Origin of the sequence: Rubrivivax gelatinosus (assembly GCF_004340905.1) — a bacterium.
In the GTDB taxonomy this organism is placed as follows: domain Bacteria; phylum Pseudomonadota; class Gammaproteobacteria; order Burkholderiales; family Burkholderiaceae_C; genus Rubrivivax; species Rubrivivax gelatinosus.
Genome location: NZ_SLXD01000001.1, coordinates 303,642 through 329,604 on the forward strand (window position 1 = coordinate 303,642; position 25,963 = coordinate 329,604).

General features: G+C 73.8%; 23 protein-coding genes. 7 read left to right on the plus strand and 16 right to left on the minus strand.

Features of this window, described 5'->3' with window-relative positions; all coding sequences use genetic code 11:
• Nucleotides 1-37: 37 nt before the first annotated feature.
• From EV684_RS01475 to EV684_RS01500, 6 genes are all read right to left on the minus strand, one after another.
• Nucleotides 38-2,182, minus strand: a complete 2,145-nt coding sequence (locus EV684_RS01475) for a TonB-dependent siderophore receptor (RefSeq protein ID WP_132644423.1) — start codon at nt 2,180-2,182, stop codon at nt 38-40.
• A 119-nt stretch (nt 2,183-2,301) separates the two neighbouring features.
• On the minus strand, nt 2,302-4,080 hold the full coding sequence (locus tag EV684_RS01480; RefSeq protein WP_132644424.1) for an ABC transporter ATP-binding protein: 1,779 nt from the start codon (nt 4,078-4,080) through the stop codon (nt 2,302-2,304).
• On the minus strand, nt 4,077-5,858 hold the full coding sequence (locus EV684_RS01485) for an ABC transporter ATP-binding protein (RefSeq protein ID WP_132644425.1): 1,782 nt from the start codon (nt 5,856-5,858) through the stop codon (nt 4,077-4,079). Before EV684_RS01485 ends, EV684_RS01480 begins: the two co-directional genes overlap by 4 nt.
• Nucleotides 5,855-7,093, minus strand: coding sequence for an MFS transporter (locus tag EV684_RS01490; protein WP_132644426.1), 1,239 nt, complete (start codon nt 7,091-7,093; stop codon nt 5,855-5,857). The genes EV684_RS01485 and EV684_RS01490 overlap by 4 nt, the downstream gene beginning before the upstream one ends.
• Nucleotides 7,093-9,201: a TonB-dependent receptor gene (locus EV684_RS01495; RefSeq protein WP_132644427.1), complete on the minus strand. Its 2,109-nt coding sequence runs from the start codon at nt 9,199-9,201 to the stop codon at nt 7,093-7,095. Before EV684_RS01495 ends, EV684_RS01490 begins: the two co-directional genes overlap by 1 nt.
• A gap of 55 nt (nt 9,202-9,256) precedes the next feature.
• Nucleotides 9,257-10,066 (minus strand): class I SAM-dependent methyltransferase, encoded by an 810-nt coding sequence (locus EV684_RS01500; protein ID WP_132644428.1) that lies wholly within the window; start codon nt 10,064-10,066, stop codon nt 9,257-9,259.
• A 102-nt stretch (nt 10,067-10,168) separates the two neighbouring features.
• Between EV684_RS01500 and EV684_RS01505 the strand changes: the two genes are divergently transcribed.
• Nucleotides 10,169-11,107, plus strand: a complete 939-nt coding sequence (locus EV684_RS01505; RefSeq protein WP_132644429.1) for a helix-turn-helix transcriptional regulator — start codon at nt 10,169-10,171, stop codon at nt 11,105-11,107.
• Here the strand turns inward: EV684_RS01505 and EV684_RS01510 are convergent, their stop codons facing one another.
• Both EV684_RS01510 and EV684_RS01515 read right to left on the minus strand, forming a co-directional pair.
• The gene (locus EV684_RS01510; protein ID WP_132644430.1) at nt 11,108-11,599 is read right to left on the minus strand and encodes an Lcl C-terminal domain-containing protein; all 492 of its coding nucleotides are present in this window, start codon (nt 11,597-11,599) and stop codon (nt 11,108-11,110) included.
• Entirely contained in the window at nt 11,599-13,128 is a 1,530-nt protein-coding gene (locus EV684_RS01515) for an alkaline phosphatase (protein ID WP_132644431.1), read from the minus strand. Before EV684_RS01515 ends, EV684_RS01510 begins: the two co-directional genes overlap by 1 nt.
• A gap of 110 nt (nt 13,129-13,238) precedes the next feature.
• On the opposite strand from EV684_RS01515, the gene EV684_RS01520 reads away from it, so the two are divergent.
• The 4 genes from EV684_RS01520 to EV684_RS01535 all read left to right on the plus strand — a co-directional run bounded on the left by EV684_RS01520 (nt 13,239) and on the right by EV684_RS01535 (nt 16,338).
• Entirely contained in the window at nt 13,239-13,625 is a 387-nt protein-coding gene (locus tag EV684_RS01520; RefSeq protein WP_132644432.1) for a Fur family transcriptional regulator, read from the plus strand.
• Between the two features lie 144 nt (nt 13,626-13,769).
• The gene (locus EV684_RS01525; RefSeq protein ID WP_132644433.1) at nt 13,770-14,546 is read left to right on the plus strand and encodes a metal ABC transporter ATP-binding protein; all 777 of its coding nucleotides are present in this window, start codon (nt 13,770-13,772) and stop codon (nt 14,544-14,546) included.
• Between the two features lie 35 nt (nt 14,547-14,581).
• A complete protein-coding gene (locus EV684_RS01530) occupies nt 14,582-15,409 on the plus strand; it encodes a metal ABC transporter permease (protein ID WP_165908383.1) in 828 nt (275 codons plus the stop codon).
• A gap of 5 nt (nt 15,410-15,414) precedes the next feature.
• Nucleotides 15,415-16,338, plus strand: coding sequence for a metal ABC transporter solute-binding protein, Zn/Mn family (locus tag EV684_RS01535; protein ID WP_132644435.1), 924 nt, complete (start codon nt 15,415-15,417; stop codon nt 16,336-16,338).
• 4 nt (nt 16,339-16,342) lie between these two features.
• Here the strand turns inward: EV684_RS01535 and EV684_RS01540 are convergent, their stop codons facing one another.
• Nucleotides 16,343-17,047 (minus strand): LrgB family protein, encoded by a 705-nt coding sequence (locus EV684_RS01540; protein WP_132644436.1) that lies wholly within the window; start codon nt 17,045-17,047, stop codon nt 16,343-16,345.
• Entirely contained in the window at nt 17,047-17,460 is a 414-nt protein-coding gene (locus EV684_RS01545; protein WP_132644437.1) for a CidA/LrgA family protein, read from the minus strand. The genes EV684_RS01540 and EV684_RS01545 overlap by 1 nt, the downstream gene beginning before the upstream one ends.
• Before the next feature lie 77 nt (nt 17,461-17,537).
• Between EV684_RS01545 and EV684_RS01550 the strand changes: the two genes are divergently transcribed.
• Complete coding sequence (locus tag EV684_RS01550) at nt 17,538-18,413, plus strand: LysR family transcriptional regulator (protein WP_338100675.1); 876 nt, start codon at nt 17,538-17,540, stop codon at nt 18,411-18,413.
• Here the strand turns inward: EV684_RS01550 and EV684_RS01555 are convergent.
• Entirely contained in the window at nt 18,410-18,754 is a 345-nt protein-coding gene (locus EV684_RS01555) for a hypothetical protein (protein WP_132644439.1), read from the minus strand. The genes EV684_RS01550 and EV684_RS01555 overlap by 4 nt on opposite strands.
• Before the next feature lie 240 nt (nt 18,755-18,994).
• On the opposite strand from EV684_RS01555, the gene EV684_RS01560 reads away from it, so the two are divergent.
• Nucleotides 18,995-21,928 carry a hybrid sensor histidine kinase/response regulator gene (locus EV684_RS01560; RefSeq protein WP_132644440.1) on the plus strand — a complete coding sequence of 978 codons (2,934 nt, stop codon included), beginning with the start codon at nt 18,995-18,997 and terminating at the stop codon, nt 21,926-21,928.
• Nucleotide 21,929: 1 nt separating this feature from the next.
• Here the strand turns inward: EV684_RS01560 and EV684_RS01565 are convergent, their stop codons facing one another.
• The 5 genes from EV684_RS01565 to sctU all read right to left on the minus strand — a co-directional run bounded on the left by EV684_RS01565 (nt 21,930) and on the right by sctU (nt 25,838).
• Nucleotides 21,930-22,898 carry a Bug family tripartite tricarboxylate transporter substrate binding protein gene (locus tag EV684_RS01565; protein ID WP_132644441.1) on the minus strand — a complete coding sequence of 323 codons (969 nt, stop codon included), beginning with the start codon at nt 22,896-22,898 and terminating at the stop codon, nt 21,930-21,932.
• Nucleotides 22,899-23,050: 152 nt separating this feature from the next.
• Nucleotides 23,051-23,512, minus strand: coding sequence for an H-NS histone family protein (locus tag EV684_RS01570; RefSeq protein WP_242478625.1), 462 nt, complete (start codon nt 23,510-23,512; stop codon nt 23,051-23,053).
• Between the two features lie 94 nt (nt 23,513-23,606).
• Nucleotides 23,607-24,053 (minus strand): hypothetical protein, encoded by a 447-nt coding sequence (locus tag EV684_RS01575; protein WP_132644442.1) that lies wholly within the window; start codon nt 24,051-24,053, stop codon nt 23,607-23,609.
• A 58-nt stretch (nt 24,054-24,111) separates the two neighbouring features.
• Complete coding sequence (gene fliO / locus EV684_RS01580) at nt 24,112-24,393, minus strand: flagellar biosynthetic protein FliO (protein ID WP_165908357.1); 282 nt, start codon at nt 24,391-24,393, stop codon at nt 24,112-24,114.
• A 281-nt stretch (nt 24,394-24,674) separates the two neighbouring features.
• Nucleotides 24,675-25,838, minus strand: coding sequence for a type III secretion system export apparatus subunit SctU (gene sctU, locus EV684_RS01585; RefSeq protein WP_132644444.1), 1,164 nt, complete (start codon nt 25,836-25,838; stop codon nt 24,675-24,677).
• Nucleotides 25,839-25,963: the final 125 nt, after the last annotated feature.

Genomic DNA, 25,963 nt, shown 5'->3' on the forward strand with positions numbered 1-25,963 from the left:
GAAGCCGCGCCGCCTCCTAGCCGGCCGCCCTTGCCCGCTACCAGCGGTACGAGGCCGTCATGACGAGCTCGCGCTGGGTGCCGTACCAGCAGTCGCCGCGCGCCAGGCAGGCGGCGAAATAGGTCTTGTCGGCGAGGTTGGTGACGTTGAGCGCGAAGGCCCAGCGCTGGATGTCCCAGCCCAGCATCGCGTCCATCACCGTCACCGGGGCGGTGCGCAGCGTGTCGTAGCCGTCCCAGGCCGGGCCGATGTGGCGCACGCCGAAGCCGGCGCGCACACGCGGCAGGCCGTAGGCGTCCAGCCGGTGCACGGCCCACAGCGAGCCGGTGTTCTCCGGCACGTTGGCCAGGCGCGCGCCGGTCTCGGTGTCTTCGCTGCGGGTGCGCGTCCAGGCGGCGATCAGCTGCCAGGCGGCGAGGTCGGCGCGCAGTTCGAGCTCGGTGCCGCGCACCTCGACGTCGCCCAACTGGCGCGTCGTGCCCGGCGTGTCGCCGTCCTCGACGCGGCCGCTCTCCTTGAGGCGGAACATCGCCGCGCTGGCGGTCAGCGGCAGCGTCGCCGGCTGCCACTTCAGGCCGGCCTCTAACTGCTTGCCGCGCAGCGGCTGGAAGGCCGAGCCGGTCTCGCTGGCACCCTGGGGCTCGAAGGACTCGGCGTAGCTGAGGTAGGGCGAGACGCCGCCGTCGGCGAGGTAGACCGCGCCGACGCTGCGGCTGGTGGCGTTGACCTTCAGGTCCTCGCTGCCTTCGGCCAGCGTCTTGGTGCGGTCGTGGCGGATGCTGCCGGTGAGCACCCAGCGCGCGCCGATCTTCATCTGGTCCTGCAGCACCACGCCCCACTGGTCGGTGCCGCTGGAGCCGGTGTAGGTCGGGTCGGCATTGGCACGCGTCAGCGTCGGCGGCGTCCACTGGCCGTAGGTCGGCGTGTAGACGTCCAGCGCCGTGGCAGAGCCGGTCCAGTACAGCCGGTCGGCGCGCTGGCGCATCGTGTCGACGCCGGCCAGCAGCGTGTGCTGCACGCTGCCGGTCGCGAGCTTGCCGGTGACGAACAGGTCGGCGTTGGTGATGCCGCCCGAGTCGTCGCTGGCGTACCAGGTGCGGTTCAGCGAGCGGCCGTCTTCCAGGTAGCCTTCCCAGTAGTTGGCGTAGAGGCTGCGGTGCTTGCCTTCCACGACGTCACGGCGCAGGCGCTGGCTCAGCGTCCAGCCGGGCGCCAGCTCGTGCTCGAGCTCCCAGCCGAAGCGCCAGCGGTGGCCGCCGTAGGTGTCCCAGCCCGGTTCGCTGACGAAACGCTCGACCGGGATCTTGCCGTTCGGGCCGTCGTAGAGCGTGCCTTCGAGCGGGAAGAAACCTTCGGTGCTGCCGCTCTCGTCCTTCTGGTACTGGGCATAGACCCACAGCCGGGTGTCGGGCGTGAGCTTCCAGTCGATCGACGGCGCGAACAGCGTGCGCTCGATGTCGGCGTACTCGACCTGGGTGCCGCTGTCGCGGTGCAGCGCGAGCAGGCGCCAGGCCAGGCGGCCGTCGTCGCCGAAGCTGCCGTTCAGATCGGCGGCGACCTGCTGGTGCTCGTGGTTGCCCAGCTGCACCGAGACCTCGTTGCCGGCCTCGGGCTGCGGGCGCTTGCTGACCAGGTTGACGACGCCGCCGGGGCCGTTCTGGCCGGCCATCACCGAGGCCGGGCCGCGCAGCACCTCGACGCGCTCGAAGGCATAGGGCTCGTCGCGCACGACGCCGTACCAGTTGGTCAGCGGGCGGCGCAGGCCGTCCAGCAGCGTCGAGCCCTGGCTGCCGCCGCGCAGCTCGAACCAGTCGCCGCGGTTGTCCAGGCCGTAGACGTCGGCATTGACGCCGGGCGTGTAGCGCAGCACCTCCTGCATCGTCTGCGCGTTCTGGTCGCGGATCTGCTCGGCGCTGATGACGCTGATCGACTGCGGGATCTCGTTGAGCGGCGTGTCGGTGCGCGTGGCCGTGGCGCTGCGGCGGGCGGTGTAGCCCGAGACCGGCGAGGTGGCGGTCTCGACGCGGCCGCTGGCCTTGATCGCCGGCAGCGTCGCGGCTTCGGGCTCGGAGGCGGCGGTGGCCGCGGGTTCGGCGGTCTGAGCCTGGGCCTGCAGCGCCAGCAAGGCGGCTGCCGCGAGCAAGGCCAGGCGCGGGGAACGGGAGGAGAAGGTCGTGGGCATCGGTTCGGACGGTCTCGCCTCGATCAGGCGGCGGCGAACTGTAATGCGACTGCTTCGCATTTGCGAATGCGCACCATGACAGCATGTACCTTGTCGCGCCGCCGCGACAGCGCCCGGGTTCAGGCCGCGCCGACGTGCCAGGCCTTGACCTGCTGCTGCGCCTGCCACATCGCGCGGTAGCGGCCGGGCACGGCCAGCAGCTCGTCGTGGCGGCCCTGCTGCACCAGCCGGCCCTCGTCGAGCACCAGGATGCGGTCGGCCGCAGCGATGGTCGACAGCCGGTGGGCGATGACGATGACGCTGCGCTCGCGCACCAGATGGTCGATGGCGCGCTGCACGGCGAGCTCGCTCTCGGTGTCCAGCGCCGCGGTCGGCTCGTCGAGCACGACGATCGGCGCGTCCTTCAGCAGCGCACGCGCGATCGAGATGCGCTGGCGCTCGCCGCCGGACAGGCGCGCGCCGATCTCGCCCAGCCGCGTCTGCCAGCCCTGCGGCAGGCGCTCGATGAAGTCCAGGCACTGCGCCGCGCGCGCCGCGGCGCGCACCTCCTCGTCGCCGGCCTCGGGCCGCGCCATGCGGATGTTGGCGAGCACGGTGTCGTCGAACAGGTAGACGTCCTGGAACACCACCGAGACCTGCGCGTTCAGCGTCTCGGCGGGAATGGCGCGCAGGTCCACGCCGCCCAGCAGGATGCGGCCCTGCTGCGGGTCGGCGTGGCGCAGCAGCAGCCGCAGCAGCGTCGACTTGCCCGAGCCCGAAGGGCCGACGACGGCCGTCATGCTGCGCTCGGGCAGCACGACGTCGACGCCGCGCAGCACCGGCGTGCCGTCCGGATAGGCGAAGCCCACACCCTCCAGCCGCAGCTCGTGGCCCTGGGGCCGCCGCTGTGGCTGCTGCTGCGGCAGCGGCTGCACCGCCATCAGCGCGTCGATGCGCTCCAGCGCGGCCTCGATCAGCTCGAAGATCGCGGTGTAGGCGACGAAGTCCGACAGCGGCCCGGCGAAACGCACGACCAGCACCAGCGTCGCGGCCAGCAGCGCCAGGTCCAGCGTGCCGGCGGCCACCCAGGCGGCGCCGGCCGCCGCGATCGCCAGCAGGCCGAGTTCGACGACGCTGGCGATGAGCACGTTGGGCTTGCTGCCCTTGCGCTGGCCCAGGGTCTGCAGCCGTTCCAACTCGGCGAAGCCGGCGCACAGCGCCGTCGCGCGCTCGCCGTCGCAGCAGGCGGCGCGCAGCGCGGGCAGACCCTGCATGTACTCCAGCGTGTCGGCGGCGCTGCGCGCGTGCGCGGCGCCCAGCGCGCGCATGCCGCGGCCGAAGGCCGGCCGGCGCCAGCGGTACAGCGGCACGATCGCCGGGAACACCAGCAGCAGCGCCAGCGCCAGCCGCCAGTCGAAGGCGAAGACCGCCAGCGCCGCGGCCAGCGGCGTGACCAGCGCGACGGCGACCAGGTTGACGATGGTCAGCGTGTAGTTCAGGTTCTCGTCGACGTTGCCCAGCAGCATCGCGTGGACCTCGCCGCTGCGCCGGTCCTGCAGCTGCAGCAGCGGCATGCGGCGCAGCTGCTCGCCCAGCCGGGTGCGCAGCTCGTGCGTCGTCAGCGCCATGCGGCCGTCGTAGTCGAAGCCCTGGGCCCGCCAGCGCAGCGCCGTCGACGCCAGCCCCAGCGCCGCCATCGCGCCCAGCCAGCCCCAGGCGGCGCGCGCATCGCCCCGCGTCAGCAGCGCCTGCAGCAGCGGGTAGGCGCAGGCCAGCGCCAGCCCCTGCAGCGCCGCGGCGGCCACCAGCCCGGCAAGGCTGGCGCGCAGCGCCGGCGCCTGCGCCCCGGCGCTGCGCAGCAGCTGGCGGTAGGTGTCGATCCAGGGCGTGGGCCGCAGCCCGGCGTGTGCGGAACTCATCGTGCGCCCTCCCCGGCCGCGTGGCCGGTGCGCAGCGCCCAGTGCTGGGCGCGCTCGTGGTGCTGCCAGAGACGGGCATAGAGCCCGGCGCGCGGCAGCAGTTCGTCGTGACGGCCGGCCTCGACGAGGCGGCCGCGGTCGAAGACCAGGATCTGGTCGGCATCGCGGATCGTCGCCAGCCGGTGCGCGACCATGATCACCGTGCGCCCGCGCATCAGCGCCGACAGCGCCTGCACGATCGCCGCCTCGTTCTCCGGGTCGGCGAAGGCCGTGGCCTCGTCGAGCACCAGGATCGGCCGGTCCTGCAGGATGGCGCGCGCGATCGTCAGCCGCTGGCGCTGGCCGCCGGACAGGAAGACGCCGCGTTCGCCGACCGGCGTGTCGTAGCCCTGCGGCAGCGCGGCGACGAAGTCGTGCGCCTGCGCCGCGCGCGCGGCCGCCTGCACCTGGTCGGGCGTGGCCTCGGGCCGGCCCAGGCGGATGTTGTCGGCCACGCTGCCGGCGAACAGGAAGGCGTCCTGGAAGACGAAGGCCACCTGGGCCATCAGCGCCTGCGGCGTCATCTCGCGCACGTCGACGCCGCCGACACGCACCGCGCCGCGCTGCACGTCCCAGAAGCGCGGGATCAGCCGCGCGACCGTCGTCTTGCCGGCCCCCGAGGGACCGACGAGCGCCGTCACGCTGCCCGGCGCGACACGGAAGCTCACCGCCTCCAGCGCCGCCGCCGACGCCGTGTCGTAGGCGAAGCACACGCCGTCGAACTCGACGCTCGCGTCCTGCGGCACCCGGCCCGTGGCCGGCAGCGGCAGCGGCGCCAGCGCCAGCACCTGGTGGATGCGGTCGACGCTGAGCCTGGCCTTGTCGACCAGGTGCATCAGCGACATCAGCGGCATCAGCGCCTCGGCCATGCCGGTGCCCAGCAGCAGCAGCGCCAGCCAGCGTTCGAAGCTCAGGTCCGGCCACAGCCACAGCCCGAGCGCGAACAGCGCCAGCAGCGTCGGCAGCGGCCCCAGCACGGCGAGCGCGAAACGTGCGCTGAAGCCGGCGGCGCGGTACCAGTCGGTCAGCATCGCCAGGTAGGCGGCCAGCGCCCGCTCGTAGCGGCCGAAGGTGGCACGCCCGGTGTCGAAGCTGCGCACCACGGGCATCGCCTGCACGAACTCGACGACCGCGGCGCCGACCTGCTCGCGCGCGGCGTGATAGCGGCGCGACATCTCGCCGCGCCCGCGCATCGCCAGCGACATCACCGCGACGCCGAAGACCAGCACCGCCAGCGCGCCCAGCGCCAGGCGCCAGTCCAGCAGCAGCAGCGCCAGCAGCGTCGCCACCGGCGCGACGTAGGCGCGCGCATACAGCGGCGTGCTGTCGGCGACGAAGACGTGCAGCGCCTTGACGTCGTCCTGCACCACCTTGGCCAGCGCGCTCGGGCCCAGGCGCTGCACCTCGCCCAGCGGCAGCCGCGCGACGTGCTCGGCCAGCCGCGTGCGCAGCAGCGTCTCCAGGCGGAACGCGGCGTAGTGCGAGCGGTTGAAGGCGTGCAGCCGCAGCACGTAGGCACCGACGGTGCAGACGGCGGCCGCCAGCAGCGGGCCGGCGGGCCAGTGGCCGGGCGCGTGCAGCAGCGCCTGCACGGCCAGCGCCAGCGCCGCCAGCGCCGCCATGCCCAGCAGCACGCTGGCCGCGGCGACGGCCATCGCGGCGTGGATGCGCCCGCGCACCGGGTCCATGATCGCCCACGCGGCGCGCGCGCCGCTGGCGGTTTCGGGGCTCTCGTTCATCGGGTCGCGGCCCGCGCGGCGGGCTCCTGGGGACCGGCAAGGCCGGCGTTGGTCGTCAGCGCCAGCGGCACGGCCGCCAGCGCGGCCAGCACCGCCAGCGCGAGCACGGTGCCGTAGCCCAGCACGCCGGCCAGCGCCGTCGCGCCGCCGGTGACCACGGTGGCGAAGCCCAGGAACAGGCCGTACTGCAGCGCGTAGTCGGTGGCCGGGCGCGCCGGGTCGACGCGGTCCATCATCAGCGTGGACATCACGACCAGCGCCGGGTTGTAGAACAGGAACAGCAGCCCGGCGCCGGCCAGCGCCGCGCCGGTGCCGCTGTCGCCGCCGACCAGCGGCAGCAGCGCCAGCACGCCGGGCACCTGCAGCGCCGCGGCGACGACCAGCGCCCGGCGGCGCCCGCCGCGGCGGATCAGCCAGCCGGTGGCCAGCGCCGAGACGATGCCCAGCAGCGAACCCAGGCCGTTGACCACCCAGCCGATGCCTTCCAGCGACCAGCCGGCGTCGGCCAGCAGCGGTGTCAGCAGCGCGTAGGCCATGCTGACGCCCACCGGGTACAGCGCCAGCATCGCCAGCCAGCGGGCGCCCTGCGGGCGGCGCCACAGGCCGACGACGCTGGCGCGCAGCCCGGCCCGCTCGGGCGGCACACGCGGCTGCGGCGGCTCGCGCAGCGCCAGCAGCTGCACCCAGCTGACGGCGGTGCCGGCGGCCAGCAGCGCCATCGCGCCGGCCCAGCCGATGCGCTCGTAGAGCACCAGCACCGCGCCGGCCCCGAGCAGGTTGCCGAGCAGGCCGCCGGCGGCCTGGATCGCGTTGCCCAGCGCGCGGTCGGACGGCGCGAGACGGCGGCAGGCGAGCGCGTCGGCGGCCAGGTCCTGCGTCGCCGACAGCGCGCCGACGACGACGCAGCCGGCCAGCACCCGGCTGAAGTCCTGCACCGGGTCCAGCGGCGCCATCGCCAGCAGCGCGAGCACCATGCCGGCCTGGGCCAGCAGCAGCCAGCCGCGTTCATGGCCCCAGCGGCCGAAGGACAGGCGGTCGACCCAGGGCGCCCAGAGGAACTTCAGGACCCAGAACAGGCCCAGCAGGTAGATCGCGCCGAGCTGCTCCAGCGGCATGCCGGCGCGGCGCAGGATGGCCACCAGCGCGACCATGAAGAAGCCCGGTGCCAGGTACTGTGTCGTGTACAGGCTCAGCAGCAGCGCCCAGGGCGGGCGCGCGTGTTCGGCAGCGGTCATCAGAAGCGCCAGCGCGCGCCGAGGCCGAAGCGCCGCGGTTCGCTGTAGACGACGAGGTCGCCGACGTCCATCTCGCTGACGCTGCTGACGACCTGCTTGTCGCCGGCGTTGCGCACCCAGGCGTAGACGTCCCAGGCGCCGCGCTGCCAGCCGGCGCGCAGGTCGACCGCGGTCCAGGCGCCGCTGCGGCGGGTGTTGGCGGCGTCGAACCAGCGCCGGCCCTGGCCACGCAGGTCGACGCGCGCGTAGCGCCCTTCGGCGTCGTGGTACTGCAGGCCGACGGCCAGCGTGTAGGCCGGCGTGCGCTCGATGTTCGCGCCCTCGGCCGCTTCGCTGCCGTGCTCGTCGTAGACCGCGTGCGTGGCGCCGAGCGCGGCGTCGAGCTCCCAGCGGTCGGAGAGCACGTAATTGGCCTCCAGCTCGGCCCCGTAGGAGTGGCCGCGGCCGGCGTTGGAGGTGAAGATCTGGCCGCTGCCGGCGTCGTACGAATAGACGTGGATGTCGCGGATGTCCAGGTAGAACAGCGCCGCCGACAGCTGCAGCCGGCCCGGCGCCGAACGCAGGCCGAGCTCGTAGTTCAGCGAGGTCTGCGGCTCGAAGCGGTTCTCGGACTCGACGGCGCTGGAGGTCCAGAAGTTGTAGCCGCCGGGGATGTAACCCTTGGCGACCGAAGCCCAGACGCTCCAGTCGGGCGTGGCCTGCCAGCGCAGCGCGGCCTTGGGCAGCAGCGCGTTCCAGCGGTGCTCGGCGTCGAGCGCGTAGACCGTCGCGCCGCTGCCACCCACCGGGCCGAGCCGGTAGTCGGAGACGAAGGCCTTGTCCACGGTCTGCGCCCGCGCGCCCAGCGTCAGCTCCCAGCGCGGGGCGAGCGCGACGACGGCCTGGCCGAAGACCGCGGCGGTGGTGGTGCGTGTCGTCGACGGATCGTCCAGGTCCAGGTCGACGCCGGGGCCGAAAGGCTCGCCCATCGCCTCGCCCGGGTACTGCATGCCGTAGCGCGTGTTGCGGTAGCGGTCGCGCTCGGCATAGACGCCGGTGACCCAGCGGGTGCCGCCGCGCGCGCCGCCGGACAGGCGCAGCTCCTGCGTCCAGGTCTCGAAGCGCGAGTACTGGAACTGCTCGAGCCCGTCGTAGAGCGCCAGCGATCCCCAGTCGCGGTCGTAGGCGCCCTGCACGCCCAGCGTCTTGTGCGTCGTCACCGCGTTCAGCTCGCGGCCGTCGCCCAGGCGCCAGCGCAGGCGCAGCGCCTGGGCGTTGGTGATGGTCTTGGTGCGTGTGGCGACGTCGTAGTCGGCGTCTTCGGCGTCGTCGCGGTCGTAGGCGGCGAACGAGGTGCCGCTGGGCGCCAGGCCACCGTCGATCCAGTCGCGACGGTCGGCGTCGTGGGTCAGCGCGAGCTTGATGTCCAGGCGCTCGCTCGGCGCCCAGCCCAGCGTCAGTGCGAGGCGGCGCTCGGCGCGGTCGTTGGCGTTTTCGCCCGTGCCGCCATGGTGGTTGTCGATCCAGCCGTCGTCACCGGCGACGCGGCCGGCCAGCGCCAGCGTCAGGCCCGGCACGGCCAGCGGCCCGGACAGCGAGAAGTCGGCGGCGCGGCCGCTCTGGTTGGCGACTTCGACCCCGGCCCGCCCCTGCCAGCGCGGGCCCGGCGCGCGCGTGACGACGTTGATCACGCCGCCGATCGAATCCTTGCCGTAGAGCGTGCCCTGCGGGCCGCGCAGCACCTCCACGCGCTCGACGCCCTCGAGCAGCGTGTCGTAGGCGTAGCGGCTCGAGTACGGCACGCCGTCGACGTAGAGCACCACCGGGTTCAGGTTGGTGAAGGTCGAGGCGTTGAGCCCGCGCAGGTTGACCTCCTCCGAGAACACGAAGGACGAGGACATGTTGGGCACCAGCCGCACGACGTCGGCGATCGAGTGCAGCCCTCGCTGCGCCAGCGCCTCGCCGTCGAGCACGGTGATGCTGGCGGGCACGTCCTGCAGCCGCTCCTCGATCTTGTTGGCGGTGACGATGATCTGTTCGGCCCGGGCCGGCACGGCGGCCGCGGCGGCGATCGCCAGGGCGAGCACGGCCGGACGGGGCGCCCGCAGCGGGCGGCGTCGAAGGTTCAAGACGGACTCCTGAAACGATGAAGGGAGCGCGCGCGGCGGCGGCGCGCGGCGGCGCTCAGCCGGCGATGCGCACCTGCACGATCGTCGGCAGCAACCGGCCCAGCCAGGGCAGCGGCGCCACCACCGGCATCAGCGCGCCGGCAAAACCGCGCACGCGGCGATAGGGTTCCTCGCGCACCGAGGCCAGCCGCGGGCTCCAGCCGCGCAGCAGCGGCGCGATCTCGTCGCGGTTGATGCCCCAGGGCATGCGCGGCGCGCGGTAGTGCGGCGTCAGGTCCAGGCCCTGCATCGTCTTGCGCGAGAACCAGCGCGGGATGACGTCGAACATCAGCTCGCCGCCGGGGAAGGCGTCGACGATGGCGCAGAACAGGCGGCGCACCTCGGCCTCGTCGAAGTACATGAACAGGCCCTGCGCCGAGACGAAAACACCGCGCGCGGCATCGACCTCGGCGATCCAGCGTGTGTCCAGCGCGCTCAGCGCGAGGTGGCGGCAGCGCGGCGACGGCGGCAGGAAACGCTCGCGCACCGCGATCGACTCGGGCAGATCGACGCACAGCCAGTTCACACGGCCGTCGTCGCAGCGCTGGAACTGCGTCTCCAGCCCGCAGCCGAGCTCGACCACGGTGCCGCCGGGGTGCGCCGCCAGCCAGGGGCGCAACGCCTCGTCGAACATCAGCGAGCGCATCGCGTGCGAGCCGTCGGCGCGCCGGAAGTGGGCTTCGTAGTCGTAGGCGATGCTGCGGTACAGCCGCACGGCCTCGGGGTCGCGCAGCCAGCCGTCGGGGCGGAGGGCCTCGGTGGCGCGGTTGTGCAGCGTCCACAGCATGGTCTGCGGAACACCGGCGAGCTGGGCGGCCTCGGACATGGTCGGGTGCGGTGATGGCGGTAAACTTCAGATGATAGTGATTCGCATTTGCATCACCACCCGAATCGCATCGTCTTCCGCCCGGATCGATGCCGCCGCACCATGAGCCACGCCGCGTCTCCCCACCCCGTCGAGGTCGAGGCCTCGGACCTGCTCGAGCGCCACGAGCAGCTGGACTTCGGCCGCGGCGCCTGGTCACGGCTGTCGATCGTCGGGCTGCAGGAGGGCGTGGCGCTGCTGGGCTGGCAGGCCGGCTTCGATTCGCCCTGCGAGCTGCGGCTGCGCGACGACAGCGACGCGGTGCATTTCGGCTACGCGCTGCGCGGGCGCAGCCGCTGCCGCATCGAACACGGCCGGCGCCGCGAAGAGCACGACTTCCCCGCCGCACGCGGCCACCTGCACTACGGCCCCGACAGCCGCGGCCGCTTCCTGCAGCACGGCGAGTACTGCAGCGTCTCGGTGATGCTGCGGCCGGCGCTCTTGCGCGCCTGGGCCGGCGAAGACCGGGCACTGCAATGCGCGCTGGACGACGGCCACTGCCTGGCCCACGGCCTGCACGGGCGCGAGCTGCACGCCGTGGCGCAGTCGCTGCACCAGGCGCTGTTGCCCGGCGCGCCGCCTCGCCATGCGCTGTGGCTGCAGGGCCAGGCGCTGGCCTTCGTCGGCCTGTGCCTGGAGGCGGGGCGCGACGGCGCGGCCGCAGGCCTGGGCGCCGATGAACGCCGCCGCCTGCTGCAGGCGCGCGACCGGCTGCTTTCCGACCTCGCGGCGCCGCCGCTGCTGGCCGACCTGGCCGCCACGCACGGCCTGAGCGTGCTGCGGCTGCAGCGCGGCTTTCGCTCGCTCTTCGGCTGCAGCGCCTACGCGCTGTTCCAGCGCGAACGCATGCACGAGGCGCGGCGGCGGCTGCTGGCCGGCGAGGCGCGTGTCACCGACGTCGCGCTGGAGCTGGGCTACACCAACCTCAGCCACTTCGCAGCCGCGTTCCGGCGCGAGTTCGGCCTGGCGCCGGCCATCGTGGCCGGCCGCCGCCGCGCCTGATCAGCGCCGGGGGCGCACCAGCCGCACGGCGTTGGGCAGGTTGCGGTCGTCGAGCACCTCGTCGCCGCTGCGGAAGTCCACGGCCCAGGCGTCGTAGTCGTTGCCCGGCTCGGTGTCGGCGCTCCAGAACCACAGCGGCGGTGTCGCCGGAAAGACGCGGCCGTCGATCGCCGGGTCCACGCAGTGGCCGTCGACCAGCGTGCGCAGCTCGGCGCGGGTCGGCAGCCGCCAGTCGTGGCGGCCCAACCAGCCGTCACGCACCAGTCGTGCGACCAGATCCTGGGCCTGCATCGCGCTCAGCCGGCGCGGGGCGCCGTCGGCGCAGTGCTCGCCCCTCTGGCCCCAGGGGCAGCGCTGCCACTGCAGCCCACGCGCCGGGTCGTCGACCAGGGCCGGCGAGGCGACGACGAAAGCCGGCGGCGGGCGCACGCCGTCGCGGCAGATCGGCGCCGTGCCGGCGGCTGCCGCCAGCAGCAGCGCGGCGGCGAGCATCAGCGCTCCAGCGCCGCCTTCACGACGCGGAAGACGTCGGTGTTGTCGACGTAGCGGCCGTCGTCGTTGTGGCCGGTGACCTCGGCGAAACGCGGGTCGCGGCCACGCTGGTGGGCGGCGAAACGCTCCGCGCCGGCACCGCGCGCCCACAGCCGCACCAGTTCGTTGGTGTGGTTGTCGCTCCAGAAACGCGGTGCCGGGCGCACGCCGGCACCGCCGTTGGGCACGGCCTGGAAGGCGACGCGGTCGGACTGCGGCCCCAGCGGCAGGCCGTTGCCGTGATCGGTGGTGACGATCAGCAGGTTCTGCTCCCAGCCGCCGTGAGCGGCGATCCAGGCCTCGACGACGGCCAGCGCGGCGTTGAACTCGGTCTGCTCCTCGACCAGCCGGCCGGCCTGGTTGGCGTGCGCCGCCCAGTCGACGGCGCCGCCTTCGATCATCAGGAACAGGCCGTCGGGGTCGCGCTCCAGGTGGCGCAGCGCGGCGCCGGCCATCGTCGCCAGGTCGGGCACGCCGGCGATGCGGCGCACGCCGCTGGGCTGCGCCGGGTCCGCGCCCAGCACCTCGTCCTCGCGCGCCTGCTGCAGCGTCCAGCGCACCCGCGGGATGCCGAGCAGCGGGCCGTCGACGCGCCGCTGGCCGGCGGCCAGGCGTTCGAACTCGGCGCGGTCCTCGACCAGCGTCCACGGCCGTTCGGCGCCCGCCGGGCGCAGCGTGCCGGCGCGCAGCTCGCGCCACTCGGCTTCGGCGAGCACGTCCCAGCGTTTGGCGCAGGCCGTGCGCGCGGCGCAATCGGCGGCCGACAGGCCGAGCACGCTGGCGCCGTTGCCGTCGTGCTCGGGGTGGCCGGCGCCCATGATCAGGTCGAGGTTGCCGTCGCGCAGCATGTCGCGTGCGAGCTCGCTCATGCGGCTGCGGCTGGCGTTGCGCGCGCCGAAGGCCGCCGGCGTGGCGTGCGCCAGCGGCACCGAGGTGACGACGCCGGTGGCCTTGCCGGCACCACGCGCGATGCGCGTCGCGAAGTCCAGCGGCTGGCCGAAGTTGTCGACGTTGATCGCGTTGTTGTAGGTCTTGGTGCCGGAGGCCAGCGCGGTGCCGGCGGCGGCCGAGTCGGTGTACTGGCGCTTCAGGTACTGGTAGCCGGCGATCGCGGTGGCGTAGGCGTCGCCCGGCACCGGGGCCACCGGGCTGGGGTCCCAGGCGCGCGCCGGGTCGTAGCTCACCTGCGGCGTCGCGTCGTGCGTCGGCTTCGTCGAGGTGTTCAGCGGGAAGGTCGTGACGCCCCAGCGCTCGGTCAGCAGCTGGTACTCGGGCAGGTCGTTGGCGCGCGCGCCGGAGCGGAAGTGGGCCGCCATCTCCCAGGTGTTCCAGCTGGCGCCGTCGCTGATCATCACGATGACGTTCTTCGGCTGGGCCGGCGCGGGGGCGACCGGCGCGGCGGCGCAGGCGGACAGCAGCGCGGCAGCAGCCAGGGCGGCAAGCGCCGCACGGCGCGGCGGGACGGCGGACGAAGACGGACGACGGTTCATCGGCGGACGGGTAGCGGTTCTGACGGAGCCGCGAGCCTAGCCGATGCCCGCAGCGCAGGCCACGATATTGCGACAGCAATATCATTAGAACCCGCTCACCCCTCCTGCCCATGGAACGCAACACCCGCCAGCGCTCCGCGATCCGCGTCGCGATCGCCGAAGCCGCCCGCCCGCTGCTGCCGCAGGAGGTGCTGGAGCGCGCCCAGCGCACGGCACCCGGCCTGGGCATCGCCACCGTCTACCGCAACCTGAAGGCGCTGGTCGACGAAGGCCTGCTGCGCACCGTGACGCTGCCCGGCGAGGTGCCGCGCTACGAGGCCGCCGAACACCGCCACCACCACCATTTCCAGTGCACGCGCTGCCAGCGTGTCTTCGACGTGCATGCCTGCCCTGGCGACCTGTCGCACCTGGCGCCGCCGGGCTTCGCCGTCGAGGACCACGAGCTGACGCTGTACGGCCGCTGCCGCGACTGCGGCACGCCCGCGGCTGCCAACTGATGTCGGCCGGAGCAACACGATGCTGATGGCAGGCGCTCTGGCCCGTCTCGCGGGCGCGGCACTGATCGTCGCGGCCCTCTGGGCCGCGGTCGCCTGGGCGATGTCATGACCACGCGCCACACAACCGGAGCCCATCTGCACGCGGTGGAACCGGCCACGAAGCCGGCCGCCGCACGCGCGGCCGCCGTGCGCCTGCACGACCTGACCGTGTCCTGGCGCGGCCACCCCGCGGTGCACCACCTGAGCGGCGCCTTCGAAGCCGGCTGCGCCACCGCCATCGTCGGCCCCAACGGCGCCGGCAAGAGCAGCCTGATGGCGGTGCTCGGCGGCACGCTGCGGCGCTACCAGGGCCGCGTCGAACGCGACCCGGCGCTGCGTGTGGCCTATCTGCCGCAGGCCGGCGAGATCGACCGTTCGTTCCCGGTGCGGGTGCACGAGTTCGTCGCGATGGGGCTGTGGCAGCGCATCGGCTGTTTCGGCGCCGTCGACGAGGCGATGCGCGGGCAGGTGCACGCGGCGCTGCACGCGGTCGGGCTCGACGGTTTCGAGCAGCGCCCGATCGGCGAGCTCTCGATCGGCCAGATGCAGCGTGTGCTGTTCGCGCGCCTGGTGGTGCAGGACGCGGCGCTGATCCTGCTGGACGAACCCTTCAACGCGCTCGACGAACGCACCACAGCCGACCTGCTGGCGCTGCTCGAGCGCTGGAAGGCCGAAGGCCGCACGCTGATCGCGGTGCTGCACGACCTGCCGCAGGTGCGCGCGCACTTCGAGCGCACGCTGCTGCTGGCGCGCGAGCGCGTCGCCTGGGGGGCGACGGCCGAGGTGCTGTGCGACGAACACCTGGGTGCCGCACGCCGCATGGCCGAGGCCTGGGACACGCACGCGCCGCGCTGCACCGTCGAGAAGGAGACGGCGCCGTGACCGAGCTGCTGCAACCCTTCGTCGAGTTCGGCTTCATGCGCCGCGCGCTGGTCGCGACGCTCGCGCTGTCGCTGGGCGCGGCGCCCATCGGCTGCCTGCTGGTGCTGCGCCGCATGAGCCTGGCCGGCGACGCGCTCGCCCACGCGGTGCTGCCCGGTGCGGCGGTGGCCTACCTGATCGCCGGGCTGTCGTTCCCGGCGATGAGCGCCGGCGGCTTCGTCGCCGCGCTGATCGTCGCGCTGGCCGCCGGCTTCGTCACGCGCAACACGCCGCAGCGCGAGGACGCGAGCTTCGCCGCCTTCTACCTGATCGCGCTGGCGCTGGGCGTGCTGCTGGTGTCCTGGCGTGGCAGCCAGGTCGACCTGATGCACCTGCTGTTCGGCAGCGTGCTCGCCGCCGACGACGCGGCGCTGCTGCAGACCGCCGGCGTCGCCAGCCTGACGCTGTTCGCGCTGGCGCTGGCCTGGCGGCCGCTGGTGCTGGAGAGCTGCGACCCCGGTTTCCTGCGCAGCGTCGGCGGCCCCGGCGCCACCGTGCACGCGCTGCTGCTGGTGCTGCTGGTGGCCAATCTCGTCAGCGCCTTCCAGGCCCTGGGCACGCTGATGGCCGTCGGCCTGATGATGCTGCCGGCCGCGGCGGCGCGTTTCTGGGCCGCGGGGCTGGCGGCGATGTGCACCGTGGCCGCCGCGATCGGCGCCGCCTCGGGTGCCCTCGGCCTGCTCTGGAGCTACCACGCCGAGCTGCCGTCGGGGCCCTGCATCGTGCTCGTCTGCGGCCTGGCCTATCTCGGCTCGGTGCTGTTCGGCCGCCGCGACGGCGTGCTGGTGCGCCGCTTCCAGGCCGCCCACCACCTTCAACGCTGAGACCCATGACCACCCTGCCCCGCCGTTCGCTGCTCGCCGCCGCGCTGGCCTGCGCCGCCGCGCCCGTCTTCGCGCAAGCGCCGCGCGGCGGGCGCATCGTCGCCAGCTTCTCGATCCTCGCCGACCTGGTGCACGAGGTCGCGCCGCCGGACTTCGAGGTCGTCTCGCTGGTCGGCCCCGACGCCGACGCCCACGCCTGGGAGCCGCGCCCGGGCGACGTGCGCAAGCTCGCCGGCGCCGACCTCGTCGTCGTCAACGGCCTGGGGTTCGAAGGCTGGATGACGCGGCTGGTGAAGAACTCGGGCTACCGCGGCGAGATCGTCGTGGCCAGCGAGGGCATCACGCCGCGCCACGCGGAGCACGACGAACACGACCATGGTCATGGCCACGACCACGGCGACGCCGACCCGCACGCCTGGCAGGACCTGGCCCACGCCCGGCGCTACGTCGCGACGATCGCCGCCGCGCTGGCGCGGCGCTGGCCGCAGCGGCGCGCCGAGTTCGAGGCCCGTGCCGCGGCCTACGGCGAGCGCCTGGCGGTGCTGGACACGCGGCTGCGCCGCCTGGTCGACACGGTGCCGCGCGAGCAGCGCCGCGTCATCACCTCGCACGACGCCTTCGGCTACCTCGGCGCGGCCTACGGCATCGAGTTCCTCGCGCCGCAGGGCTGGACGACGCACAGCGAGCCCTCGGCCGCAGCCGTCGGCCGGCTGGTGCGCCAGATCCGCCAGCAGCAGGTGCGCGCGGTCTTCGTGGAGAACATCAGCGACCCGCGGCTCGTCGAGCGCATCGCACGCGAGACCGGCGCGCGCATCGGCGGGCGGCTCTATTCGGACGCGCTGTCGGCGCCCGGCGGCACGGCAGCGAGTTTTCTCGCGCTCTACGAGTACAACGTGCGCACGCTGGTCGCCGGCATGAGCGGCGGCTGAGGCTTCAGCGAAGCGCGACGGCCAGCAGCGGCGCGACGAGCACGTTCAGCGCCCCGACCAGCACCATCACCAGCCCGGCCACCGCGCCCTCTTCGGCGCCGACCCGGTGCGCCTGGGCGACACCGGCGCCGTGCGCGCCCATGCCGAACAGCGCGCCGCGTGCCAGCGTCGAGCGCAGCGGCAGCCAGCGCATCAGCGCCTGGCCGATCGTCGCGCCGAGCACGCCGGTGAAGACGACGAACACCGCCGCCAGGTCGGGCACGCCGCCGATGTCGCCGGCCACCGTCATCGCGAACGGCGTGCTGACCGAACGCGGCACCAGGCTCAGCCGCAGCTCGCCGCCGACCCCCAGCCAGGACGCCAGCCACCAGGCGGTGAGGATGGACACCGTGCTGCCGACGACCATGCCGACGGCCAGCGCCGCGGCATGGCGGCGCAGCAGCGCACGCTGCTCCCAGACCGGCACCGCGAAGGCCACCGTCGCCGGCCCCAGCAGCGCCAGCAGCCAGTGCGTGCCGCGCAGGTACTCGGCATAACTGCCGTGCAGCGCCAGCACGACGAGCAGCAGCACCGCCGGCGCCAGCAGCAGCGGCAGGGTCCAGGCGCGCGGATGGCGGCGGTGCAGCGCCTTGGCCGCGGCATAGGCGGCGATCGTCGGCGCCGACCACAGCAGCACCGCAGCGGCGGCCGACGCCGAGAACATCGCCATCACGGCTGCGCCACGCCGCGGCGCAGCATGCACTCGACGGCCAGCGCGGTGGCGGCCATCACCGCCAGCGTGCCGCCGGCGATGACGACGAGCAGCTTGAGGCCCAGCCAGCCGAAGAGCTCCGGGTGGTCCAGCACCGCCAGCACCGCCGGCACGAAGAACAGCAGCATCTCGGCGATCAGCCAGCTCGCGCCGCGGCGCCAGCTCGCCACGCGCACCGCGCCGGTGGCCAGCAGCAGGAGCAGCAGCGCCATGCCGACCAGCCCGCCGGGCAGCGGCAGGCCGGTGGAGCGCACGATCAGTTCACCGGCCGCCCAGACGGCGCCGATGGCGCCGAGCTGCGCGACGCGGCTGCGCCGCCAGCGGCGCCGCAGCGCCACCGTCGTGCCATGCCAGTCGAGTGCGAGATCCATGGCTTGCACTCTAGGTTGCAGCGCAGCATGATGAAAGCGAATCTTGAGAATGGTTGCCAGTCCAGAACGGAATGGATATCAAACTTCGCGCCTTGCGCGCCTTCATCGAGGTCGTGCGCCAGGGCGGTTTTTCGCCCGCCGCACGCCAGGTCTTCGCCACCCAGTCGGCGGTCAGCAAGGCGGTGCGCCAGCTCGAGGACGAGCTGGGCGTGGTGCTGCTGGACCGCGGCGTGCAGCCGGCGCGCCTGACCGACGCCGGCGAGGTGGTCTACCGCCGTGCGCTGGCGCTGCTGGCCGAGCAGGACGACCTGCGGGCCGAACTCGACGAGCTGCGCGGGCTGCAGCGCGGCGTGCTGCGCCTGGGCCTGCCGCCGATCGGCAGCAGCCAGCTGTTCGCGCCGCTGTTCGCGCGTTTTCGCGGCCTGTACCCGGGCATCGAGGTGCAGCTCGTCGAACACGGCAGCAAGCGCCTGGAGGAAATGCTGCGCGACGGCGAGCTCGACCTCGCCGGGCTGCTGGCGCCGATGTCGGGCGCCTTCGAGTGGCAGTCGGTGCGCGAGGAGCCGATGTGCGTGCTGGCCGCCGAGTCGGCGCCGCTGGCGGTGGAGGCTGACCGCGTGCGCTTCGCCTCGCTCGCGGCGCAGCCCTTCGTGCTGTTCGAGGCCGGTTTCGCGCTCAACCCGCTGCTCGTCGACGCCGCGCGTGGCGCGGGCTTCGAGCCGCAGATCGTCGCGCGCACGAGCCAGATCGAGTTCATGGTCGAACTCGTCGCCGCCGGCCTGGGCGTGGGCTTCCTGCCGCGGCTGATGGCCGAGCCGCGGCGCCGCCCGGGCGTGCGCGTGCTCGCGCTGGCCGAGCCGGCGCTGGCCTGGCACATGGCGCTGGCCTGGCGCCGCGGCGGCTACCTGCCGCATGCCGCACGCGCCTGGCTGGAGCTGGCCGCCCGCGCTTAACGAGGCAACGCGCGCGGCACCCAGCCCGAGGCGCCGAGCACGTCGACACGCGCGCGGCGCGCGACGCTGTAGTGCAGCTCGGTGCCTGGCGCGACGCCCATCGCGGCCAGCCGGCGCTGCAGCAGCGCACGCGCCGCGGCGAGCTCGGTCACCTCGACGTCGATGCGGTGAAAGCGCAGCGGCCGCAGGCCGGCGCCGCCGGCCTCGCCAAGCGAGCCGCCCCAGCCGAGCAGCGTGCCCAGGCCGGCTTCGGCCAGCGCCTGCTCGAGGGCGGCGTGCAATGCGTGGTGGGCGTCGGCCGCTTCGTCGGTCGACGGGATCTTCAGGTACAGGAATTCCATGGACGGCAGCACGGGGCACCGGACGCGCCCCCCGAGCGCACAACGTGCGAGCCGCCGGTTGCGAGGACACAACCCTGCGGCCGGCGTCGCGTGCGCACCTTGACGCTGCCGGCCCGCCGCGCCTTAGACTGCCGCCACGACGAGGAGGAGACCGGCGATGGGCATGCGCACGGCGCGTGAGCGGTGTCGCACGCGAGCGGCGCAAGGGCCGTGTCGCGCCTGCGGCACCCGTTTGCGCTCATGACCGCCGACCCGCTTGCGGCGGCCGGACGCCGCCTCGCGCTGCCCCTGGTCGTCACCGCGCTGGTGCTGGGCTCCGTGCTGAGCTGGGGCTGGCTGGTGCACCAGGACGCCGTCGCCGCCGCCGACGCCCATGGCGATGCACTGCGGCGGGTGGCCGGCGAAGTCGAGTCGGGCACGCTGGCGCTGGCCGGCGACACCGGCGAGGCCGCGCCGGCGGAGACGGCCACCCGGCTGCGCCAGGCACGCGGGGACGTGCTCCAGCTCGGCCAGCGCGCGGGCGCCGGCGGCGCGGCAGCGCGCTTCTCGTCGGCACTGGACGCCGCGCTCGCGAGCCCGCATGACGGCGCCACGCTGCGCCGGCTGGCCGCCGCGTGGCGCGAGTTCGAGGACACGACGCTGGCACGTGCCGAAGCCGTGCGGCGCGACGCCGACCGCCGCTTCGGGCTGCTGCTGCTGGCCGCCGCGGCGCTGGTCGCCGGCGGGATCGCCTGGACGCTGCGGCCGCCGCGCCCGGGCACGGCACCGCCGGACGCGCCGCTGGAAGACACCGGCCACGGCGGCTTCGAACCCGGCGAACACCCGTTCGCGCGCCTGTCCGGCGACACGCCGGCGATGCTGGTCGCCTACTGGGACCGGGCGCTGCGGCTGCGTTTCGCCAACCAGGCCTACCTCGACTGGTACGACCTGGATCGCGACGCCGTGCTGGGCCGCACGATGGGCGAGGTGCTCGGCGACGAGGTGCCGGTGCGGCGCCGCGAGGCGCTGGAGCGCGTGCTGGCCGGCGAGGTCGTGCAGACCCGGCTGGACATCAACGGCGCCCGCGGCCGCCGCGGCCACTTCTGGGTCTACCGGCTGCCCGACAAACGGGGCGGGCGCATCGCCGGCTTCTATTTCATCGCCAGCAACGTCAGCGAGCTGCAGGACGCGCGCCTGGCCGCCGAAGCCGCCAACCAGGCGCTGGCGCACGCGGAGGCCTTCACGCGCGAACTGGCGAACTCGCTGCCGGCGGTGGTGCTGTACTGGGACCGCGACGAACGCTGCCGATTCGCCAACCTGGCGGCGCAGGACTGGTTCTCCCGCCCCGAAGCCGAGCTGGTCGGCCGCTCGATCGCCGAGCTGATCCCCGCCGCGCAGTACGAGGTGGCGCGGCCCTTCATCGAAAGCGCGCTGCGCGGCGAGCGCCAGCAGTACGAACGCACGCTGGTGCGTGCCGACGGCCGCGCGGTGCCGCTGTACGCGCAGTACGTGCCGCGTTTCATCGATGGCCAGGTGGCGGGTTTCCTGGCCGTGCTGACCGACGTCGGCGCGCTCAAGCGGGCCGAGCAGCGCCTGGCCGAAGCCAACGTGCAGCTCGAGCAGCGCGCCGTCCAGGCCGAGGCGGCGACACGCGCCAAGAGCGCCTTCCTGGCCAACATGAGCCACGAGATCCGCACGCCGATGAACGCGATCATCGGCCTCACGCACCTGATCGCGCGCGCCACCGACGACCCGCTGCAGCGCGAGCGGCTGCGCAAGGTCGACGGCGCCGCGGCGCACCTGCTGCAGATCCTCAACGACATCCTGGACCTGTCCAAGATCGAGGCCGGCAAGCTGCAGCTGGAACCGGCGGACTTCTCGCGCGACGAGCTGATCTCGCGTGCGCTGGACGTGGTCGAGGCCGCGGCACGCGCCAAGGGCCTGGAGCTGGTGCTGGACACCGACCACGTGCCCAAGCGCCTGCGCGGCGACGCCCGGCTGCTGTCGCAGGCGCTGATCAACCTGCTGGGCAACGCGGTGAAGTTCACCGAACGAGGCTGGATCCGCCTGCGTGCCGAGGTGCAGCGCGCCGAAGGGCGGCGCCTGCTGCTGCGTTTCGAGGTGCAGGACACCGGCATCGGCATCGCGCCGGAACATCTGCCGCGGCTGTTCACGCCTTTCGAGCAGGCCGACAGCACGCGCACGCGCCGCCACGGCGGCACCGGGCTGGGCCTGGCGCTGACACGCCATATCGCCGAGCTGATGGGCGGCAGCGCCGACGCCAGCAGCCGGCCCGGCGAAGGCACCACCTTCGGCTTGACCGCCTGGCTCGAGCGCGCCGAAGCGGTGCCCTCGACGGCGTCCAGGCGGCTGCCACCGGCGCTGCGGGCGCTCGTCGTCGACGACCTGCCCGAGGCGCGCGAGGCGATCGCGATCCAGCTGCAGGGCCTGGGCGTGACGGTGGACACGGCCGAAGACGGCCCCGGCGCGCTCGCACGCCTGCTCGCCGCACGCGAGCAGGGGCTGGCCTACGACGTCTTCCTCGTCGACTTCATGATGCCGGGCTGGGACGGCGTCGAGACGCTGCAGCGGCTGCGCGCCGCCGATCGCGGCGGGCGCACCCGGGCGCTGCTCGTCAGCGCCGGCGACGACCCGCAGATGCACGGACGCGCGCGCGACGCCGGTTTCGGCGCGGTGCTGTTGAAGCCGCTGACGCCGTCGGTGCTGCACGACGCGCTGGCGCGGCTGCTGCGTCCGGCTCCGGTGGTCGACGCCGCGCCGCCGGCAGACGACGCGTTCGAGCAGCTGCGTGCACGCACGGCCGGCCGCCGCGTGCTGGTGGCCGAGGACAACCCCGTCAACCAGGAAGTCGCGATCGCGCTGCTGGAGGACGCCGGGCTGGAGGTCGTCGTCGCCGGCGACGGCCAGCGCGCGATAGAGCTGGCGAGCGCCGGCGCCTTCGACCTCGTGCTGATGGACGTGCAGATGCCCGGCGTCGACGGCCTGGACGCGGCGCGCGAGATCCGGGCCCGTCTCGGTCCGGCGCTGCCGATCATCGCGATGACCGCCAACGCCTTCGGCGAGGACCGCGAGGCCTGCCTGGCCGCGGGCATGGACGACCACGTCGCCAAGCCGGTGGACCCGCCGCGGCTGTACGCGACGCTGCTGCGCTGGCTGTCCGGCGCGGCCGGCTGAATCACTCGGCGCGGAAACCCGAGGCGCGCAGCAGGTCGGCGCCCAGCGCGAACTCGCTCGCGACGAAGCGGCGGAACTCGTCGGTGCCGAGCACCGCGGCGCTCAGCCCCAGCGGCACGAGCGCGCCGGTGCTGTCGAGCGCCTTCGCCGCCGCCGCGATCGCGTCGGACAGCGCCTGCACGCGCACGGCCGGCGTGTCGCGCGGCGCCCAGACGCCGTACCAGGAGTGGTGCAAGAAGCCCGCGAAGCCGCTCTCGGCGAAGGTCGGCACCGCGGGCAGCAGCGGGCTGCGTTCGGCCGCGCTGATCGCCAGCGGTCTGACGCGGCGCGCGCGCGCCAGCGGCAGCAGCGCGACCGCGGAGTCCAGCAGCAGGTCGGTGTGGCCGCCGGCGACGTCCATCAGCGCCGGCTGCGAGCCCTTGTAGGGCACGAGGTTCAGGCGCAGCCCGGCGCGGCGCTGAAAATCGAGCGTCGCCAGGTGTCCGGGCGCGCCGAACGCGGGCACGCCGGCGTTCAGGCGCCCGGGTTCACGCCGGATCGCCGCGACGAGCGCCGCCAGGTCCGGCTCGGTGCGGCCCGGGGCGACGACGAGCAGCAGCGGCGCCTGGCCGAAGCGGGCGACGGCGGCGAAGTCGGTCTGCGGGTCGTAGGGCGGCAGCGCCAGGACCTGGCGCGTGAAGACGTGGGTCGCGGCCGAGAACAGCAGCGTGCGACCGTCCGCCGGGGCGGCCATGACGAGGCGACCGCCGATCGTGCCGCTGGCGCCCGGATGGTTCTCCACGTTCACCGGCGTGCCCAGCACCGCGGGCAGTGCGCCGGCGAGCGCACGCGCCGCGGCATCGACGCCGCCACCGGGGGCGAAAGGCACCACCAGCCGCAGCGGCGCGGACGGCGTGGCGTCGGCCGCCTGCAAGCCCGACGCCCAGCCCAGGGCCGAGATCAGCAGCGATCGGCGCTTCAGCGCCGGCATTCGCGCTCCACCATGACGCCTCCGGAGTGGCCGCAACGGCCGGCGGGAGCCAGCATGCAGCCGCCGCACGGCAAGCGCAATGCCCCGTCCCGGGCTGCGTCAGCGTGCGGCGGAGGGAGGCGGCGCGGTCCAACGGACGCGCCGCCGAGGCTTCACTGGACGCGCAGCTCGTCCAGCGTCTTGCCGGCGGCGAGCGCGGCGCGGATCCACTCCGGACGCTTGCCGCGGCCGACCCAGGTGTTGCCCTGGCCGTCGGCATAAACCGGCTTGCCGGCGGCCTTGCGCGAGCGCGCGGCCTTGGGCGCCAGGCCCAGATCGGCGGCGCTCAGGCCATAGGCGGCGATCTGGGCCTTGATGTCGGCGACGACGTCGGCGATTTCCTTCTTGCGCAGCGCTTCGGCCTCGGCCTTCAGCTTTTCGATCTGCGCCTGGATTTCCGCGTAGGTTGCCGTGGGGGCTGCATTCTTCTTGGTGGCCATTCGGTGATGTTCCGTCATTTGTCGGGATGAAAAGGATAACGCGAAAACGCCGGAGCGCGCCGGACGGTTTACACCGACCTCGCCGCGAACGGGCAAATGGCGACGCAATGCGAAAGAAGCTCGCGGCGTCGGCATCGGTTTGACATGCGGCCAACACCGGGCGATCGGGCGTCGATCGAAGGGCCTGGCCGCAACACGACGTGCGGCAATGCGGCGCAATGGCCGCGACTCAGAGCCAGCCGAAATGGGCGCGCAGATGATGCGCCGTCAGGTTCACCGGATCGACCGGCGCCTGGGGAAACTGGCGCATCGCCGCGCCCCGCCAGCCGCCGGGGTTCTGGCCGAGCACCGCGATCGACTTCAGCCGCCAGCCGGCCGATTCGAAGTGCTCGAGATACGCACCGGCGTCGGGCATGTTCGCCGGATCGACCGGATTGGCCAGCGGCCAGAGGCAGAACAGAACCGCCGCGCAGCGCCGCCCGGCAACCTCCCGGACGAAGTCGGACGGCGTCGTGCGTGTTTCCTGCAATGCGCCGGCACGTGCGTAGAGCCTGAATGCAGGAGCACCCGAAGCGGGCTGGATGTCCCGCAGGCTGCGATTGAAACAGCCGCTCAGGCTGCGCACGAGGGTCGACTTGCGCGTGTTCGGGTTGCCGATCAGAACGTAGGCTTGCACGGGGAGTCCCGGGATGTCGTGCCGGTCCGATGATGCCGCAGACCGCGGGCGCGGGGTATCAGTGCGGCGGCGGGGCCAACGGGCCGGCGTCGCGCCGGTCCAGCAGACGCACGCCCTCGGCCCCGACACCGAGCAGCAGCTCGGCATCGCCGTGGCGCACCAGCACCAGCCGCTCGCGCGGCCCCAGCACCAGCGTACGCAGCACCCGCAGTTCCGGCGCGCCGGCGGCCGCGGGCGGCTGGACGAAACGCCGCAGCCAGCGCAGCCCGAACCACGCCAGCGCCAATACGAAGGCCAGCGCGAGCACGCTGCCGGCCAGCCCGCTCCATGCCGCAGTCACTGGAGCACCCTCCGGCCTGCGGCCGGTCCCGCCAGGCGGGAATGAGCCCCGGACAAGTCCTGAGGGTTCACTGGAGCACCCTCCGGCCTGCGGCCGGTCCCGCCAGGCGGGAATGAGCCCCGGACAAGTCCTGAGGGCTCATTGGGGCACCCTCCGGCCTGGCGGCCGGTCCCGCCAAGCGGGAATGAGCCCCGGACAAGTCCTGAGGGCTCATTGGGGCACCCTCCGGCCTGCGGCCGGTCCCGCCAAGCGGGAATGAGCCCCGGACAAGTCCTGAGGGCTCATGTCGCGGGCTTCGCGGACGCCGCCGGCGGCCGGCCGGCGTAGGCGCTCAGGTCCTCGCCCGGCGCGGGGCGCGTCGGCGGGCCGTCGCCGCGTTCCATCGCCTGGCGCACCTCGCGGGCCCAGAGGATGACCTCGGCGACGACGTCGAAGAGGTCCGCCGGCACCAGCTGGCCGACCTCGCCGCGGCCGAGCAGGTCGCGCGCCAGCGGCACGTTGCGCACGATCGGCACGCCGGCTTCCTCGGCAGCTTCGCGCATCGCGCGCGCGACGTGGTCCTCGCCCTTCGCACTGACGGTGGGCACCGGGCAGCTGTCGCGGTCGTAGTCGATCGCGATCGCGACGTGCGTCGGGTTGACGACCAGCACGTTGGCCTGGCGGGCGGCCTGCTGCGCGTTGCGCTGCGACCATTCCTGGTGCGCCTGGCGGCGCTGCTGGCGCACATGCGGGTCGCCTTCGCTCTCCTTGGTCTCCTGCTTGATGTCGCGCAGGCTCATGCGCAGTTTCTTCGTGAACGAATGGCGCTGCCAGGCCATGTCCAGCGCGGCGACGAGCACGAAGGCGACGAGCGTCCAGGTCAGCGCCTGCCGCGTCACCTCGAGCAGCAGCGTGCCGACGGCCGCCACGCCGCCCGGCGCCTGCAGCAGCCGCGCGCTGTCGGCGAGCACGCCGCGCAGCACCAGCGTGCCGATGGCCAGCAGCAGCACGCACTTGGCCAGCGACTTGGCCAGCTCGACGAGGTTGTCCAGGCCGAACATGCGCTTGATGCCTTCGACCGGGTTCAGGTGCTCGGCCTTGGGCTTGAGCCGCTCGGCGCTGAACACCGGGCCGGCCTGCAGGAACTCGACGAGCACGCCCAGCGCGGCCGCCGGCAGCAGGGCCAGCGCGCTCAGCCACAGCGCGGTACGCCAGGCCAGCTCGCCCAGCGCCGGCGCCGCGACGTCGAAGGGCCGGCCGATGCTCGCCAGCGCCGCCTCGGCCAGCGCACCGAGTTCGCGGCCGGCGTAGACGCCACCGAGCACGACGACCGCCAGCCAGGCCAGCAGCGGCACGGTGCTCGACAGGTCGCGGCTCTTGGGCACCTGGCCCTTGCGGCGGGCATCCTGCAGCTTCTTCGGCGTCGGCTTCTCGGTCTTGTCGCCGCCGTCGTTCTTGTCGGCCATGGGCGGGCGCGTCCTCCTCTGGATGGCAGACGCGATCCTCGGCCCGACCCGCTCCGGTTGACACCTCGGGTGCAACTGCCTGTTTCCTAGGGATCCCGGCCGCTCCCATATGAAAGGGCGGACCT

Coding starts and splice junctions, on each gene's coding strand:
- EV684_RS01500 (WP_132644428.1), bottom strand. CDS start 10,066: ATGTCCGAGGCCGCCCAGCTCGCCGGTGTTCCGCAGACCATGCTGTGG.
- EV684_RS01530 (WP_165908383.1), top strand. CDS start 14,582: ATGCGCCGCGCGCTGGTCGCGACGCTCGCGCTGTCGCTGGGCGCGGCG.
- EV684_RS01485 (WP_132644425.1), bottom strand. CDS start 5,858: ATGAACGAGAGCCCCGAAACCGCCAGCGGCGCGCGCGCCGCGTGGGCG.
- EV684_RS01510 (WP_132644430.1), bottom strand. CDS start 11,599: ATGCTCGCCGCCGCGCTGCTGCTGGCGGCAGCCGCCGGCACGGCGCCG.
- EV684_RS01565 (WP_132644441.1), bottom strand. CDS start 22,898: ATGCCGGCGCTGAAGCGCCGATCGCTGCTGATCTCGGCCCTGGGCTGG.
- EV684_RS01475 (WP_132644423.1), bottom strand. CDS start 2,182: ATGCCCACGACCTTCTCCTCCCGTTCCCCGCGCCTGGCCTTGCTCGCG.
- sctU (WP_132644444.1), bottom strand. CDS start 25,838: ATGGCCGACAAGAACGACGGCGGCGACAAGACCGAGAAGCCGACGCCG.
- EV684_RS01570 (WP_242478625.1), bottom strand. CDS start 23,512: ATGCCGACGCCGCGAGCTTCTTTCGCATTGCGTCGCCATTTGCCCGTT.
- EV684_RS01535 (WP_132644435.1), top strand. CDS start 15,415: ATGACCACCCTGCCCCGCCGTTCGCTGCTCGCCGCCGCGCTGGCCTGC.
- EV684_RS01480 (WP_132644424.1), bottom strand. CDS start 4,080: ATGAGTTCCGCACACGCCGGGCTGCGGCCCACGCCCTGGATCGACACC.
- EV684_RS01555 (WP_132644439.1), bottom strand. CDS start 18,754: ATGGAATTCCTGTACCTGAAGATCCCGTCGACCGACGAAGCGGCCGAC.
- EV684_RS01505 (WP_132644429.1), top strand. CDS start 10,169: ATGAGCCACGCCGCGTCTCCCCACCCCGTCGAGGTCGAGGCCTCGGAC.
- EV684_RS01490 (WP_132644426.1), bottom strand. CDS start 7,093: ATGACCGCTGCCGAACACGCGCGCCCGCCCTGGGCGCTGCTGCTGAGC.
- EV684_RS01545 (WP_132644437.1), bottom strand. CDS start 17,460: ATGGATCTCGCACTCGACTGGCATGGCACGACGGTGGCGCTGCGGCGC.
- EV684_RS01560 (WP_132644440.1), top strand. CDS start 18,995: ATGACCGCCGACCCGCTTGCGGCGGCCGGACGCCGCCTCGCGCTGCCC.
- EV684_RS01540 (WP_132644436.1), bottom strand. CDS start 17,047: ATGGCGATGTTCTCGGCGTCGGCCGCCGCTGCGGTGCTGCTGTGGTCG.
- EV684_RS01520 (WP_132644432.1), top strand. CDS start 13,239: ATGGAACGCAACACCCGCCAGCGCTCCGCGATCCGCGTCGCGATCGCC.
- EV684_RS01515 (WP_132644431.1), bottom strand. CDS start 13,128: ATGAACCGTCGTCCGTCTTCGTCCGCCGTCCCGCCGCGCCGTGCGGCG.